Raw genomic sequence first — 16043 nt, 5'->3', positions numbered from 1 at the left:
ATAAAGCCAAATAGAGTTGAGCACTACTTGGCTCTATCCATTACGCGCTAATCTCATCCTTACGAGCACGCCTTCTTTGGTTCATCGCTAAGCCAATCAAAATGAGTAGGGATGGTAAGAATACCCACTCTTTCATTGGTCTTTCCGCGTCTTGGATAACTGATTTAATTTCCCAATCAAAGTCAATGCCAGCCGCTTCTGCTGGGCTACCGAACTCAACCATGTCGACAATCATCTTGCCTTCAGATTTCGTCAGCATTAAGCCCATTGAAGCAATGCGGTCTTCACTTGTTGTCGCAGAATCTTCAAATGGAAGGCGAACCGTCTTCTCAGAATAGTCACCTTCTAAGTTTTCGCCACCCACTCTTAATTCAAGAGATTGTCCCACAGATAGACCTTCTGTGATTTGAGCGATCTCAACTCCAGGTGAAAGAACTTTTTCTGGATAAATCATGTCCCACCAGAAGCCTGGGCGGAAGAAAGAGAAAGTTAGAACCAATAATAGGATCGTTTCCCACCATTTGTTCTTGGTAAACCACCAACCTTGTGTTGCAGCAGCAAAGATAAGCACCGCAGTTACAGAAGAGAAAATAGTGAGGAATAGATGCCACCAAGAATCAATGCCCATCAACAGTAGTTGAGTATTGAAAATGAACATGAATGGCAATATTGCTGTTCGGATATCGTAGGTAAAGCCTTGAATACCGGTTCGAATCGGGTCTGATTTTGCAATCGCGGCGGCCGCAAAGGCTGCCAAACCAACTGGAGGCGTATCATCGGCTAAAATACCGAAGTAGAACACGAACAAGTGAACCGCAATCAGAGGGATGATTAGGCCATGCGCCGCGCCTAAGGTAACAATTACCGGAGCCATCAGCGTTGATACAACGATGTAGTTTGCCGTTGTTGGTAAGCCCATACCCAAGATTAAGCTGATTACCGCAGTGAATAGCAGCATAAGAATGATGCTACCGCCTGAGATAAACTCAACGAAGTCCGTCATTACCAAGCCGATACCCGTCAGCGTTACCACACCGACAACCGTACCTGCTGCAGCTGTTGCTACACCGATACCGATCATGTTACGTGCGCCTGAAACCAAGCTTTCTAATAGGTCAACGAAACCCGCTTTGGTTTGCTCTGCAAGATCGTCCGATTTGTTCATCAGAGTCATCAAAGGACGCTGCGTGATCAAAATGAAAATCATGAATACCGTTGCCCAGAAGGCAGAAAGACCTGGAGAGAATCGCTCTACAGTCAGACACCAAACAAGTACCACGATAGGCAATAGGAAATGTAAACCAGACTTAATGGTTGGGCCTGGATCTGGCACTTCTGTTAGCTCAGCATCAATATCCATGCCGCCTTCAGCCGCATATTTTGCTGAAACTCGAACCAAGGCTACATAAGCGATCAATAGAGCAACGGTAACAATTGGGGTTGCTGCATCGCCAAAGACATCTTTTGTCCAACCGACACCGTAGTAAACCGCAGCACTGATGACACATAGCCCAAGAATGGTACCAGTGAAAGACAGTAGGCTTTGTACGATAGTTGGTGTGTGACGACGAGGTAGGCCTGTCATGCCTGCTTTACATGCTTCTAAGTGAACAATGTAAATCAGGGCGATGTAAGAGATAAGAGCAGGCAATAGCGCCGCTTTAATCACTTCTACATACGAGATACCCACATATTCAACCATCAAGAATGCAGCAGCACCCATGATTGGTGGGGTTAACTGACCATTAGTTGAAGCGGCTACTTCTACTGCACCGGCTTTTTCACCTGAGAATCCGACTCTTTTCATCAGAGGGATTGTGAAAGTACCCGTGGTAACCACGTTAGCAATAGATGAACCAGACACTAGACCTGATAGGCCAGATGCAACAACGGCTGCTTTTGCTGGGCCGCCTTTCATGTGGCCAAGCAAGGAGAATGCTACTTTGATGAAGTAAGCACCTGCGCCTGCACGCTCTAGCATTGCACCAAACAGTACAAACAAGAATACGAATGACGTTGATACGCCAAGAGCAACACCGAATACACCTTCTGTGGTTAGCCATAGATGTGACATTGCTTTATTAAGGCTCGCACCTTTATGGGCAATCACGTCTGGCATATGAGGACCGCCAAAGGTGTAAAGTAGGAATACTGCTGCCACAACCATAAGAGGTGGACCCAAAGCGCGTCGAGTTGCTTCAAGCAGTAGAATCATGCCGAACACAGCCGCAACAATATCGAATGTTGTTGGCGCGCCTGAACGACCGGCTAGTTCCGTATAGAAAATATAGATATACGAAGCTGAAAAACTACCTACAAGCGCTAATACCCAGTCGACCGCAGGAATTCTATCCCGAGGCGAATTTTTCATGGCTGGGTAAGCGGTAAAGGCTAGGAAGATGGCAAACGTAAGGTGAATTGCTCGAGCTTCAGTGTCGTTTAAAATTGCGAAGTTAAAAATGAACGGCAGCGGAGAAGCATACCAAAGTTGGAACAATGACCAACATAGAGGCACAAACCATAAAATACGGCCTTGGATACCGTGAGGGCTACGCGCACCAGTGTCTGATTGTGCCACCATTTCTTGCACATCTGGAGACGGTGATGTTGTCTGCGTCATGTACTTTATCCTTATTATTGATGGTCTGCCTTTCTTACGAACAACGAGACGTTATTTATCTCCTATCTAGTGTAGTGAATCGATAGGGAAATGCGTTTTTTGTTCGTCTTTGTCTTAGGCTTGATACGAAGGTAAGTTCGCCAAATTGGAGAAACTTAAAGGTTTGTCTCTTTTCACTTGGGTTATTTTTATAAAACGTGAAAAGCCAATAAGGAGGACACGCCTCCTTATTGGTAGAGTAGGCTTAAAGTAGAGTTACTTTAGAAGGCCTACTTCTTTGTAGTATTTTACTGCGCCAGGGTGAAGAGGGATTGAGATACCCGCTTTAACCATGTCTTCTTTCTTCAGGTTCGCAAATGCTGGGTGCAGGCGTTTGAATGTAGCAAAGTTTTCAAATACTGCTTTAGCAACGTTGTATGCTACTTCATCAGAAACGTCAGACGTTGTTACCATAGTTGCAGCAACACCGAAGCTGTTTACGTCAGCGTCTGTACCACGGTACATACCAGCTGGAACTGTGCTGTATGCGTAGTATGGGTTTTCAGCTACGATCTTGTCGATCTGCGGACCAGTTGCTGAAACCAGTTTTGCGTCACAAGAAGTCGTTGCTTCTTTGATTGAACCGTTCGGGTGACCAACCATGTAGATGAATGCATCAATCTTGTTATCACAAAGTGCTTGTGAACGCTCAGAACCTTTTAGTTCAGAAGCAAGCTTGAAGCTATCGTTAGTCCAACCCATAGCGTCCATTACAACACCCATCGTTGCACGGTCACCAGAACCTGGATTCCCAATGTTTACACGCTTACCAGCTAGGTCAGACACATTGTTGATGCCAGCATCGGTACGAGCGATGATGTTGAACGGTTCTGTATGTAGAGAGAACATAGCGCGAAGTTTCTTGTATTCGCCCTGATCTTTGAACTTACTTGTACCGTTGTAGCCGTGGTATTGCCAATCCGATTGAACAACACCGAAATCTAGTTCACCAGCACGGATGGTATTAACGTTGTAGATTGAACCACCAGTAGACTCGACAGAACAACGAATGTTGTGGTCTTTGCGGCCTTTGTTCACTAGCTTACAAATAGCACCACCAGTTGGGTAGTAAACACCCGTTACTGAACCAGTACCAATTGTGATGAACTCTTGAGCGTTAACTGCGCCAGCGCCCATTACAGCAGCTGCAATAGCCCCAACTTTAATAAGTTTGGTAAATGCCATGAATTTCCCTTCCTTTATTCATTATTAACCCTGAAACAATTGTAGTCGTTTCTGGAGTTTCCTATTTGGAAACGGCACCTTTTTCAATCCATGTGATGAAAAAGTGGCTGGATAATATCAAAAATTGGCAGAAAATTACTCAAATGTTAAAAGATATAGCTAAAAAATCTAACAAATGACGGTTAGATCTCGTGTTTAATTTGCTATTGAGTTTTTTAAAATCAATGGTTTAGTGGGTTTTAATAGAGGAGGGGATGGATATCTTAGGATGTGATTTGGATCACGAAGCGAATAGATGTTCGTGATCCATTAGTAGTTGTGATGGTTATGAAACTATGACAATTATCCAGCGTATTCAAACAGTTCGCACACTGAATCAAACAGTTGCTTAGTGGTCACGGACAAGGTTGGAGTAATAAAGATAGTGTCATCGCCTGCGACTACGCCCAGTATACCTTCTGACTTACCTAATGAATCCAATAAGCGGGCAATAAGCTGCGCAGCACCAGGGCCTGTGTGTATCACAACTAATGCATTGTTGTGGTCAATATCTAGCACCAACTCTCTTAAAGAGCTTGAAACTGTCGGGACGCCAAGTTCAGCCGGAAGGCAGTAAACCATCTCCATTTTTGCATTGCGCGTTCGAACTGCGCCAAACTTAGTTAACATACGCGAAACTTTAGATTGGTTGATGCTTTCAAAACCTTCATGTTTGAGGGCATCGACAATCTCGCCTTGCGAACCAAAACGTTCTTCTTTTAATAATGATTTAAAAGCACGAACTAAGTTGTCTTGTTTTTCTGTATTGCGCATATGTCATTCTTATTCATTAATAAAGATATCTGCATATTCTCGCATACATATTCAATCTTAGCCAAAATATCACGGTAATTTGTTAGTCATATCACTGTAAAAATTTAATAGAATAATGTGTTATTAGTGGCGACTTATTTTGTTATTTCAGATGATTATCCCCATAATGCCAACTCGCTGTGTGGCACGGTTTTATTGACTTGCGCGAAGTCGCAAAGCTGGCGTTAATTGATTGTAATCACTTTGTGATTAATATAGTTTTTTAACTTAAATTTAGCTCAAGAATTACTCTACAAAGAATCTATAAGAGAAATCTCTCAAGGAGAATAACAATGAAAGTAGCTGTTATTGGTGCCGCTGGTGGCATCGGTCAAGCCCTAGCCCTACTACTAAAGAACCGCCTGCCTGCTGGTTCAGATCTTGCACTTTACGACATCGCTCCGGTAACTCCGGGTGTTGCTGCCGATCTTAGCCACATCCCAACGCCTGTTTCGATCAAAGGTTACGCGGGTGAAGATCCAACTCCAGCACTTGAAGGTGCGGATGTTGTGCTTATTTCTGCGGGTGTTGCTCGTAAACCTGGTATGGATCGTGCGGATCTTTTCAATGTGAATGCTGGCATTGTTAAGTCTCTAGCTGAAAAAATTGCCGTTACTTGTCCTACTGCTTGTGTTGGTATCATCACTAACCCAGTAAACACAACAGTGCCAATCGCTGCTGAAGTACTTAAGAAAGCGGGTGTTTACGACAAGCGTCGTTTATTCGGTATTACGACTCTTGATGTCATTCGTTCTGAAACGTTTGTTGCTGAGCTGAAAGATAAAGATCCAGGCGATGTTCGTGTTCCTGTTATCGGTGGTCACTCTGGTGTAACGATCCTTCCTCTTCTTTCTCAAGTTGAAGGTGTTGAGTTTACTGACGAAGAAATCGCAGCGCTAACAACTCGCATCCAAAACGCGGGTACTGAAGTAGTAGAAGCTAAAGCGGGTGGCGGTAGTGCGACTCTATCTATGGGTCAAGCGGCTTGTCGCTTCGGTCTTGCTCTAGTGAAAGCACTTCAAGGCGAAGAGAACGTGATTGAGTGTGCATACGTTGAAGGTGAAGGCGAGCACGCACCATTCTTCGCACAACCAGTTAAACTTGGCAAAGAGGGCGCAGAAGCGATCCTTAGCTACGGTGAACTGAGCGATTTCGAACGCAACGCACTAGACAGCATGCTAGAAACGCTAAACGGCGATATTGAGATCGGTGTTGAATTCGCTAAATAAGCGATAGATAACTGAACTCTGCTAAAAAGACAGTTAACGAAAGCCGATCATTGTGATCGGCTTTTTTGATCCTTGCATTCAGCCCACTCGTAATCTTTTTCTAATCACGAAGAATTAGGGTATTGGATTATGGCTAGAGTACAAAAGGGAATGAATGTTAACTATCTAGGTCGCTTGGGCAAGATATTGGTTATCGATGAACAAGAACAGTTCGCTTTGTTTGAGTCTTACAACAGTCATAAGCAATATGCGGTTCCATTGGAAGAACTTGAAGAGATCGAAGCGCAATTACCTTTATCATTAGAATCGAGTCGTTATTGAAAGCCAGAGTAATATCAAGCAGGATAAAAAAAAGAGCCAACCGGCTCTTTTTTTATATAGCTGTCTACTTAGCTTCTATTTACTTACTACGTTTTACTGCAAGGTGAGCTAGCGTAGTTAAAGCCTGCTTATATTCTGAATCAGGAAGAATAGAAAGCTCAGCAATGGCTTTATCAGCTTCTTCATAGGCTTTATTGGTCGTGTATTCTAACGAGCCTGTTTCTTTCATTACAGACATAATGTCGTCGAGACGTTCCATACCATTGGCTTTTTCAATCGCTTCACGAATCATGCTCGCTTGGTCTGGTGATCCATGATGCATTGCGTAGAGCAACGGTAACGTCGGTTTGCCTTCTGCTAGGTCATCACCAACATTTTTACCCATCTCTTTACCATCAGCGGTGTAGTCCATCACATCATCAATAAGCTGGAATGCAGTGCCTAGGTACTTACCGTAGTTTTGCATTGCTGTTTCGATTTCAGGTGAAGACTCTGTAAGAATCGCGCCAATTTGGGTTGCGGCTTCAAACAAACGAGCGGTCTTTGAATAGATCACCTGCATGTAGCTTTCTTCTGTGGTGTCTGGGTTATTACAGTTCATCAATTGTTGAACTTCACCCTCGGCAATCACGTTTACTGATTCGCTCATTAGCTCAAGGATCCTTAAAGATCCTAGCGTCGTCATCATCTGGAATGAGCGGGTGTAGATAAAATCACCAACCAAAACGCTGGCTGCATTACCAAACGCAGCATTCGCTGTCGCTTTGCCACGTCGCATGTCTGATTCGTCGACAACATCGTCATGAAGCAGTGTTGCTGTGTGGATAAACTCAATAAACGCGGCTGAGGTTATATGAGCCTCTCCTTGGTAACCAAGTGCGCGAGCTGATAAAAGAGCAAGCAAAGGGCGTAGGCGTTTGCCACCACCGCTAACGATATAAAAACCAAGCTGGTTGATTAAACTTACGTCAGAATTAAGTTGGGCTTGAATTGTTTCATTCACTTTTGCCATATCATTGGCAGTAAGCGTTTGGATAGCTTTAAAATCCATTGTTCATCCGGCTGAAGTTAGACCCTGTAAGGCTTATACGTTGTATTTAATTGTTGAATAATACACTAAAAAACGTTGATTAATACATCACTTAAAGGCATCATTGCCGCACTTTTCTTTGGCGAACATGTTTTCGCCAATATTTTAAAAATATGGCTTGTCATAGCGGCATGATTCCCGTAGAATCTGCGCCCTATTGATTAGTTTAGCGCACACCCGAGTTGTAGAATTAACAACCATAGGCTGTGCGGAAAAAGCGGAGTAAAATATGTACGCTGTTTTCCAATCTGGTGGCAAACAACACCGAGTAAGCGAAGGTCAAACACTTCGTTTAGAGAAATTAGACGTTGAAACTGGTGCAACTGTAGAATTTGATAAAGTTCTTCTTGTTGCTAACGGCGAAGAAATCGCTGTTGGTGCACCTCTTGTTGAAGGTGGCAAAGTTACTGCAGAAGTAGTACAACACGGTCGTGGCGATAAAGTAAAAATCGTTAAGTTCCGTCGTCGTAAGCACTCGCGTAAGCAAGCTGGTCACCGTCAGTGGTTCACAGAAGTGAAAATCACTGGCATTAACGCTTAAGTATTAGGAGAGTTTAACAATGGCACATAAAAAAGCTGGCGGTTCTACTAATAACGGCCGCGATTCAGAAAGCAAACGTCTTGGTGTTAAGCGTTTTGGTGGTGAATCTGTTCTTGCAGGTAACATCATCGTTCGTCAACGTGGTACTAAGTTCCACGCTGGCACAAACGTTGGCATCGGTAAAGACCATACTCTTTTCGCTCTTACTGAAGGTAAAGTGAAATTTGCAGTAAAAGGTCCTAAAAACCGTAAGTTTGTAAGCATCGAAGCTGAGTAATTTAATCTTTTATTAGATTATTTATACTAGCTTTCAAGCTGAATTCAAAAGCCCTGCCGATTCGGCAGGGTTTTTTATTTATAGCGAGAATAAAAAAGTAGACGCTCTTGTTTTGGTTTTGAGAAGCCGTTTTATTTTTGAGAAACAGTTTGGTTTTATTAAGAAGCCGTTTGTTTTTTTATATATAGAAAGCAAAGAACCTCTCCTTATTTGTTCCTTGGTTGCAGATCGATCTAGATCTTAGGTGATCGATCTAAACACGGATCTGCTAGAATTTATATCACTCCTTGATGAGTGGTAACGCAACGTAAGTGCGGAGTTAAAAAATGAAATTCGTTGATGAAGCATCAGTAAAAATAGAAGCCGGTGATGGCGGTAATGGTACAGTAAGCTTTTGGCGCGAAAAATTCGTCGCTAAAGGTGGTCCTGACGGCGGTGATGGCGGTGATGGCGGTGATGTTTACATTCAAGCGGATGAGAACTTAAATACGCTTATCGATTACCGTTTCCAACGTTTTTATAATGCAGAGCGTGGCGAAAATGGCCGCGGTGGTAACTGTACAGGTAAACGTGGTAAAGATATGACGATGAAAGTACCTGTAGGTACTCGCGCTGTTGATATCCACACTAATGAAATCGTTGCTGAAGTTGCTGAACATGGCAAAAAAGTAATGGTTGGTAAAGGTGGTTGGCACGGTCTTGGTAACACGCGTTTTAAGTCGTCTGTTAACCGTGCTCCTCGTCAAAAGACAATGGGTACTAAAGGTGAAGTTCGCGAACTGCGTTTAGAGCTTCTTCTGCTAGCGGATGTTGGTATGCTTGGCTTGCCAAACGCTGGTAAATCTACTTTTATTCGCTCAGTATCTGCTGCGAAACCGAAAGTTGCTGATTACCCGTTTACCACGCTAATCCCTAGTTTAGGTGTTGTTAGTGTTGTCCCTGAAAAGAGCTTCGTTGTTGCTGACATCCCAGGACTAATCGAAGGCGCAGCTGATGGCGCTGGTCTTGGTATTCGTTTCTTGAAGCACCTTGAGCGTTGTCGTGTTCTTCTACATATGATCGATATTTTACCAATTGATGGTTCTGATCCTATTCAGAATGCATTGACGATCATCGATGAGCTTGAGCAGTACAGTGAGAAAGTTGCACAGAAACCTCGTTGGTTAGTGTTCAACAAAGTTGATCTAATGCCTGAAGAAGAAGCTGACGAAAAGATTCAAGAAATCGTCGAAGCTTTAGGTTGGGAAGGCGAGTACTTTAAGATCTCTGCTGTAAACAAGATCGGTACCAAAGATCTTTGCTTTAAACTGGGTGAGTTCATGGAGAACCTACCTCGTGAAGTTGAAGCAATTGAAGAAGAAGAAAAAGTTAACTTTATGTGGGATGACTACCATAAAGATGCGATGGCCGGTAAGAATGTCGTTACTGAAGATGACGACGACTGGGATGATTGGGATGACGAAGAAGATGACGGTCATGTTATCTATGTTCGTGATTAATAATCCTCGTCGTTTCTTATAAGCACTTTGGTCGCTTTTTTTAAGATACGCTGATAGTTTTATTGAACCGCAATGAAAATTGCGGTTTTTTTGTATCTAAATCATGACGTCTTGTTGTTTTTTATGCAAAATTTATCTTTAGATAATTAACGCCTATGGGAAGGAAATCATGGCATCAAAACAAAGAGCGATCTCAAGGTTAGTCGCTCAGTCAGGACAAATGTTATTGGCACACGGCGCCGAAAGCACACTGGTCGGTGATATTATGCGCCGCATCGGTATTGCTTGTGGGGTGAATGAGGTTGAAGTTGCACTGTCAGCCAATGCGTTGGTCGTGACAACAGTAATGGATGATCATTGCATAACGACTACTCGAAGCTGTAATGATCGTGGCATTAACATGCAGGTTATCACCGATATTCAACGCATTTGCATCATGATGGAGAAGGGAATTCTCGATTATGATTTGGCGTATAAAAAGATTCAAAACATCAGCCCCGAGCGCTACAACCGTTGGTTAGTGGTTGTGATGATAGGGTTGTCGTGCGCCTCTTTTAGCCACCTTGCGGGCGGAGACTGGCAAGTCTTCATGATGACTTTTATTGCTTCAGCTTGCGGCATGATCGTCAGACAAGAAATTGGTCATCGCCATTTTAACCCCTTATTAAACTTTGCTATCACAGCGTTTGTTACGACAACTATTTCAGCGCAAGCGGTTCTTTATAACATCGGTGGCCAACCCACTATCGTCATGGCTTCTTCTGTGCTGATGCTTGTACCCGGTTTCCCTTTAATTAACTCTGTTTCGGATATGCTTAAAGGCCATATTAATATGGGGCTAGCACGCTTCACCATGGCCAGTTTATTAACGTTGGCAACAAGCTTAGGCATTGTTGCGGCGATGAGCCTTTCGGACGTGTGGGGGTGGGCAAGCTAATGACTATCTTTGAATTATTGCTCGGCCTTTTGAATGATATGTTTTTTGCGGCGATACCTGCCGTCGGTTTTGCACTGGTCTTTAACGTGCCACAACGTGCGTTGATCTATTGTGCTCTTGGAGGATCCATTGGCCACGGTAGCCGTTACTTAATGATGCATTTCGGCATTCCCATCGAATGGGCAACGTTCTTCGCTGCGACTATTGTCGGGATGATTGGGGTTCATTGGTCACACAAACTGTTGGCGCACCCAAAGGTATTTACCGTCGCCGCTTTGATTCCGATGGTACCAGGAGTCTTTGCGTTCAAAGCGATGATCGCTATGGTAGAAATTAACAGAGCAGGGTATAACCCAGAGTTGCTCGCCATGTTGATGGAGAACTTCTTAAAGTCGATGTTCATTATCGCGGGGCTAGCGATTGGCTTGGCGGTGCCGGGGCTGTTATTCTACCGTCGTAGACCTATCGTCTAACTTCAATTTCATTTTCAGGTAAGGACAGGACTTTCTATTTATGATCATCAGTATGATAGCGGCAATGGCAAACAACCGTGTAATTGGTAAAGACAATCAGATGCCTTGGCATTTACCTGCAGATTTCGCATGGTTTAAACGCTCAACTATGGGCAAACCTGTCGTGATGGGACGTAAGACTTACGATTCAATTGGACGTCCTTTACCGGGGAGGTTGAACGTTGTAATCAGCCGCGATGAGAGTTTAGAAATCGAAGGCGTAACGACGGTAACTTCGATTGAAAAAGCACTAGAGCTGGTAAGTGATGTTGATGAAGTGATGATCATCGGTGGAGGTTCTATCTATGAAAGCTGCTTACCTAAAGCGAACAAGCTATACCTGACTTATATCGACCTCGAAGTTGATGGCGATACACAGTTCCCTAGTTGGGGAGAAGGTTGGAAGCAGAGCTTTAGTGAAACTTATCAAGCCGATGAGAAGAATAAACACAACATGGAGTTTGTGATTCTCGAGCGTTAAGCTCTGAAGTTAAAAACGTTTGCGTTACTGTAACAGTAACGCAAACTTCTCGTATCTCGTATCTCGTATCTCTATAGCGCATTTTGAGTGAAAAACTTTTTATCTTCCCAGCGAAGTATCGTCAATTCTCCTCCCCAGACGCATCCAGTATCAAGTCCAATTACATCTTTTCCGTTATAGCCTTCAAGCGCAGCCCAGTGTCCAAAAACAACAGTTTTATCGAGCTTTATGCGTTGCGGAAGGTCAAACCATGGCACTAGTGGTTCATCGGTAATTTCATTCGGTGGTAGCTTACATGCCATGTCGAGTCGGCCATCTTCAAAACAGAAGCGCATTCTTGTCAGGCTATTGATCGCATAGCGATAACGTTCGATGTCTTGTAACTCTTTGCTCCAGAGGTCTGGCGTGTTGCTGTACATGTTCTCGATAAGCCATTGCCAACGGTCCGATTTCAGTAATGACGTTATCTCTCGATTCTCTGTACGTGCTTGTTCCAAGTCCCATTGAGGTGAGATGCCTGCATGTGTCATGACAAACTCTGGGTGCTCTTGCATCAAGGGTTGTTGTCTTAACCATTCCAGCAATTGGTCACGGTCTTCAGCATCAAGAATGGGTTGAGTCTTGTCTTTTGGTTTGGCTGAAAAGAGGCCTAAGGATACCGCAAGTAGATGTAAATCATGGTTACCTAATACCACCTTCGCTGAACCGCCAAGGCTACGAACAAAACGTAACGTCTCTAAGGATTTAGGGCCACGAGCAACTAAGTCTCCGGCGACCCATAATGTATCTTGTTGTTTATCAAAGTTGATGGTTTCAAGCAGTAACTGAAGTTCGTTGAAGCATCCTTGGATGTCTCCGACAATATAATTCGACACAGCATTTTCCTGTAAGTGGTAGATGTGTACTAGTTAAGAATATTGGGGATAGCCAGTCTAAATGGGTCGACTTCTGTTATGAAATCAATGCCTTTATGATCGGTCATTACATAGTGTCCCTGCATGACTCCCACTGGGGTTTCGATGACGGTGCCACTGGTGTATGTGTATTCGTCATTGGCTTCAATCACAGGTTGCTGTCCAACCACGCCATCACCTTCTATGGTGAGTTGTTTACCGTTGGAATCGGTAATCAGCCAACGGCGAGACATAAGTTGTACCGTTGTTTTACTTAGATTTTTGATGGTAATGATGTAAGCGAAAACGTAGCGATTCTTAGATGGCTCAGATTGTTCTTCTATATATTTAGAATGAACTTGGCATTTGATACAAGGCGTAGATATATCCATATTCGCACCTTTTGTTGTTGGTATGCTTTAAGTATTACATAAAAAATAGGCTCCTCACCGAAGTGTAGGAGCCTTTTTCGATTATTTGTCAGCGTTGTGACTGTCGTGCAACCAGTTCGCCATATCGACAAACTGTTCGAGCGTCAGGTTCTCAGGGCGCATGCCAGGGTTTACACCTAGCTCTTCAAGCACTTCCTTGTCGATTAGGCTCTTGTAGCAGTTACGTACTGTTTTACGACGCTGGTTAAAGCCTTCGCGACATACGCGATCTAACCACTTAAGATCTTTTGCCGGGTAAGGCAGTACTTCATAAGGCTGAAGGCGAACGACTGCAGAGTCTACTTTCGGTGGCGGAACAAATGCTGTTGGTGGCACTTCTAGCACAGGAGTGACTTTACAGTAATATTGAGCCATAACCGTTAGACGACCGTAAGCTTTGGTACCAGGGCCCGCTGCCAATCGGTTAACGACTTCTTTTTGAAGCATAAAATGCATGTCTTGCACGTCTTTATGGAACTCAAAAAGGTGGAACATCAATGGTGTAGAGATGTTGTATGGCAAGTTACCGAAGATACGTAGCTTGTTGTTTGGCTTAACAAGTTGTTCGAAATCGAACTTCATTGCATCGCCTTCATAGATCGTTAACTTTTCAGCAAGATCAGGGTGATTACGCAGACGTTCAGCAAGATCTCTATCCAGTTCAATTACTGTGAACTTGTCGACAAGCTTGCCAACAGGCTCAGTAATCGCACCAAGACCAGGGCCGATTTCTACTAAGTTCTGGCCTGGTAGTGGGTTAATACTCGATACGATTCCATCAATAATGTATGGATCGTTAAGGAAGTTTTGACCAAAACGTTTACGCGCTTTGTGCCCTAAGTGGACATCATTTCTCATTGCTTTTTCTCTACTAATTCAATGGCGTGCGTGAGCGCTGTTCTAAAGCTCCCTGTATCGGCTTGGCCTTTCCCTGCCAAGTCTAAGGCGGTACCGTGATCGACTGATGTGCGAATAAACGGTAAGCCAAGCGTGATGTTCACTGAGCGACCAAACCCTTTGTATTTCAATACTGGGAGGACTTGATCGTGATACATACCTAAAACAGCATCTGCATCTTGCAAATATTTTTCATTAAAGATGGTGTCTGCTGGCAATGGGCCAACTAAATTAATACCATCTTTCTGGCGAATTTTTTCTAGCGTAGGGGTGATAGTTTCTATCTCTTCACGACCCAAACAACCATCTTCACCCGCATGTGGGTTCAATCCACACACGTAAATAGTTGGTTTCTCTATAGCAAACTTTTCGACCAAATCTTTATGCAGAATAGCAATGATTTGTTCTAATCTGTCTTCGGTTACTGCTTGAGATACATAAGCTAGCGGGATGTGCGTTGTTACGAGAGCAACACGCAGCCCTTCTGTTGCCAACATCATCACGACAAGTGGAGTATTGGACTTCTCTGCAAAGAACTCGGTATGGCCACTAAAAGCAACGCCAGCTCGGTTAATTACACCCTTGTGAACCGGGCCGGTGACAATAGCATCAAATTCATCATTCATACAGCCAATTGCTGCGGTTTCTAATGTATTTAATACGCAGTGGCCGTTCGCTTCATTAAGTTGACCCGCAACGGCGACTTCAGCGAGTGGAACATGTTTTACTACCAGTGTTCCAGAGCGTTGAGGTTGCTTAGGCGCTGTTGAGTCGTAGTCCAACAGCTCAACCTCAATCCCTAACATTTCTGCTCGCTCTGCTAGTAGGGTTTTGTCCGCACAAACGACGAGCTGATGTGGCCAGCTTTCTTGAGATAGAGCCAGAGTTAAATCTGGCCCAATCCCCGCAGGTTCACCTGCCGTAATGACAAGGCGTTTAGTTGTCATCTTGGTCATCCTCAACCATTTCAACAAAAGCACTCGCTCTTACTTCTTGCAGCCAAGCGCCAGCTTCTTCGTTGAACTTACGGTTAAATAGAATTTGGTATGCTTTATTCTTTAAAGCTGAATCTGTACGGTCTACTTCTCTGCGATCAAGCACTTCAACAATGTGCCAGCCATGAACCGTTTTGAATGGTGCACTGATTTTTCCTTCAGGTAGCGTTTCTACTTGGTGCTTGAATTCAGGTACGTATAAATCAGGAGTTTGGTAACCTAACTCGCCATCTTGAACGGCTGAGCCTGGGTCTTGGCTGTATTGCTGTGCAAGGTCACCAAAGCTCGCTTCACCTGCGTTTACGCGACGCGTGATTTCTTCAAGCTGCTCTTTCGCACCGTCATCACTCAAGATAACCGTTGGTTTAATCAAAATATGACGTGCATTAACTTCGGTAACTGCAACGGTTTCCAAACCTTTTACGTCTTCAATTTTTAGAATATGGAAGCCAACACCACTTCGGAAAGGACCGATGATGCTGCCTTTGTTCTGCATTTTGATTTGGTCTGCAAAAATCGTAGGCATCTCTTCTTTACGCATCCAACCCCAATCACCACCTTGTAGTGCTTTAGGGCCTTTAGAGTAAGTATAAGCCATAGTGCTGAAGTCTTTTCCGCTGTTTAGTTCTTCCACTAAATCTGTCGCTTGTGCTTCTAACTCTTCTTTGGTTTGGTCATCATTGAATCGAAGTTGAATGTGGCCAATTTTGTATTGAACCGTCGCATTGGTTTCTTGCGCTAAGATGTCCGCTAGGTTGTCTACTTCTGCAGGAAGGATATTAATACGACGGCGAACCAAGGCATTACGAGCTTCACTGGCTGCAATCTCTTTTCTTACTTGCTCACGAAATGCGTTGTAGCTCAGGCCTTCTTCAGCAACCGATGCAGTAAGTTGTTGTACTGTTTGTTTGTTATCTTTTGCAATGTCTTCAATCGCCTGATCAAGTCGAGCATCATCAATACGAACACCGATACGTTCCGCTTCTTGAGTTTGAATTGTATCGATGATCAGCTTTTCTAGAACTTGCTCATTCAGTACATCTTGTGACGGTAATGTTTGACCACTTTTTTTAGCATTTGCACGCAGTGTTTTCATTGAAGCGTCGATGTCACTTTGTAAGATAACGCCTTCGTTAACGATCACTTTTACGCTATCGAGCTCAACCGGTGCTGCGTAGCTCGTTGATACAGTGCAAACTGCTGCGATAGCAATTAATGTGTGTTTCCACAATGTCATGTGTAGT

Annotated in this window: 17 protein-coding genes; 8 read left to right on the top strand and 9 right to left on the bottom strand. The window is 43.8% G+C overall.

From position 1 onward, the window contains the following. Window positions 1-40: 40 nt before the first annotated feature. From ED652_RS06660 to argR, 3 genes are all read right to left on the bottom strand, one after another. Window positions 41-2620 (bottom strand): TRAP transporter permease, encoded by a 2580-nt coding sequence (locus ED652_RS06660; RefSeq protein WP_122053960.1) that lies wholly within the window; start codon window positions 2618-2620, stop codon window positions 41-43. A gap of 255 nt (window positions 2621-2875) precedes the next feature. Then, a complete protein-coding gene (locus ED652_RS06655; protein WP_017078819.1) occupies window positions 2876-3844 on the bottom strand; it encodes a TAXI family TRAP transporter solute-binding subunit in 969 nt (322 codons plus the stop codon). A 342-nt stretch (window positions 3845-4186) separates the two neighbouring features. Then, window positions 4187-4657, bottom strand: a complete 471-nt coding sequence (gene argR, locus ED652_RS06650; protein WP_004735909.1) for a transcriptional regulator ArgR — start codon at window positions 4655-4657, stop codon at window positions 4187-4189. A gap of 332 nt (window positions 4658-4989) precedes the next feature. On the opposite strand from argR, the gene mdh reads away from it, so the two are divergent. Together mdh and ED652_RS06640 are read left to right on the top strand one after the other, a co-directional pair. Further along, on the top strand, window positions 4990-5925 hold the full coding sequence (mdh, locus tag ED652_RS06645) for a malate dehydrogenase (protein ID WP_010434414.1): 936 nt from the start codon (window positions 4990-4992) through the stop codon (window positions 5923-5925). 129 nt (window positions 5926-6054) lie between these two features. After that, the gene (locus tag ED652_RS06640) at window positions 6055-6246 is read left to right on the top strand and encodes a hypothetical protein (protein ID WP_017100846.1); all 192 of its coding nucleotides are present in this window, start codon (window positions 6055-6057) and stop codon (window positions 6244-6246) included. Window positions 6247-6325: 79 nt separating this feature from the next. On the opposite strand, the gene ispB is transcribed toward ED652_RS06640, so the two are convergent. Then, window positions 6326-7297, bottom strand: a complete 972-nt coding sequence (ispB, locus tag ED652_RS06635) for an octaprenyl diphosphate synthase (RefSeq protein ID WP_102281921.1) — start codon at window positions 7295-7297, stop codon at window positions 6326-6328. 268 nt (window positions 7298-7565) lie between these two features. Here ispB and rplU point away from each other — a divergent pair, with 268 nt between their 5' ends. The 6 genes from rplU to folA all read left to right on the top strand — a co-directional run bounded on the left by rplU (window position 7566) and on the right by folA (window position 11583). Further along, a complete protein-coding gene (gene rplU / locus ED652_RS06630; RefSeq protein ID WP_004740823.1) occupies window positions 7566-7877 on the top strand; it encodes a 50S ribosomal protein L21 in 312 nt (103 codons plus the stop codon). Window positions 7878-7896: 19 nt separating this feature from the next. Then, entirely contained in the window at window positions 7897-8154 is a 258-nt protein-coding gene (rpmA, locus tag ED652_RS06625) for a 50S ribosomal protein L27 (protein ID WP_004735905.1), read from the top strand. Window positions 8155-8480: 326 nt separating this feature from the next. Then, the gene (gene cgtA / locus ED652_RS06620) at window positions 8481-9653 is read left to right on the top strand and encodes an Obg family GTPase CgtA (RefSeq protein ID WP_009847831.1); all 1173 of its coding nucleotides are present in this window, start codon (window positions 8481-8483) and stop codon (window positions 9651-9653) included. Window positions 9654-9822: 169 nt separating this feature from the next. Next, window positions 9823-10590 carry a threonine/serine exporter ThrE family protein gene (locus ED652_RS06615; protein ID WP_122053958.1) on the top strand — a complete coding sequence of 256 codons (768 nt, stop codon included), beginning with the start codon at window positions 9823-9825 and terminating at the stop codon, window positions 10588-10590. After that, window positions 10590-11063 (top strand): threonine/serine exporter family protein, encoded by a 474-nt coding sequence (locus ED652_RS06610; RefSeq protein WP_065113131.1) that lies wholly within the window; start codon window positions 10590-10592, stop codon window positions 11061-11063. Before ED652_RS06615 ends, ED652_RS06610 begins: the two co-directional genes overlap by 1 nt. Window positions 11064-11103: 40 nt before the next feature. Next, the gene (folA, locus tag ED652_RS06605) at window positions 11104-11583 is read left to right on the top strand and encodes a type 3 dihydrofolate reductase (RefSeq protein WP_099167444.1); all 480 of its coding nucleotides are present in this window, start codon (window positions 11104-11106) and stop codon (window positions 11581-11583) included. Window positions 11584-11654: 71 nt separating this feature from the next. Here the strand turns inward: folA and ED652_RS06600 are convergent, their stop codons facing one another. From ED652_RS06600 to surA, 5 genes are all read right to left on the bottom strand, one after another. Beyond that, entirely contained in the window at window positions 11655-12458 is an 804-nt protein-coding gene (locus ED652_RS06600; protein ID WP_122053956.1) for a symmetrical bis(5'-nucleosyl)-tetraphosphatase, read from the bottom strand. Between the two features lie 29 nt (window positions 12459-12487). Next, entirely contained in the window at window positions 12488-12868 is a 381-nt protein-coding gene (apaG, locus tag ED652_RS06595; RefSeq protein ID WP_009847827.1) for a Co2+/Mg2+ efflux protein ApaG, read from the bottom strand. Between the two features lie 81 nt (window positions 12869-12949). After that, the gene (rsmA, locus tag ED652_RS06590) at window positions 12950-13765 is read right to left on the bottom strand and encodes a 16S rRNA (adenine(1518)-N(6)/adenine(1519)-N(6))-dimethyltransferase RsmA (protein WP_009847826.1); all 816 of its coding nucleotides are present in this window, start codon (window positions 13763-13765) and stop codon (window positions 12950-12952) included. Then, window positions 13762-14751, bottom strand: a complete 990-nt coding sequence (gene pdxA, locus ED652_RS06585) for a 4-hydroxythreonine-4-phosphate dehydrogenase PdxA (protein WP_162929924.1) — start codon at window positions 14749-14751, stop codon at window positions 13762-13764. The genes rsmA and pdxA overlap by 4 nt, the downstream gene beginning before the upstream one ends. Continuing rightward, window positions 14741-16036 (bottom strand): peptidylprolyl isomerase SurA, encoded by a 1296-nt coding sequence (gene surA / locus ED652_RS06580; RefSeq protein WP_122053952.1) that lies wholly within the window; start codon window positions 16034-16036, stop codon window positions 14741-14743. Before surA ends, pdxA begins: the two co-directional genes overlap by 11 nt. Window positions 16037-16043 lie beyond the last annotated feature (7 nt).

The organism is Vibrio sp. Evd11, from assembly GCF_900382755.1.
GTDB classification, from domain to species: domain Bacteria; phylum Pseudomonadota; class Gammaproteobacteria; order Enterobacterales; family Vibrionaceae; genus Vibrio; species Vibrio lentus.
The sequence above is the reverse complement of the archived record's forward strand: the minus strand, read 5'-3'. Positions and strand labels throughout refer to the sequence as shown.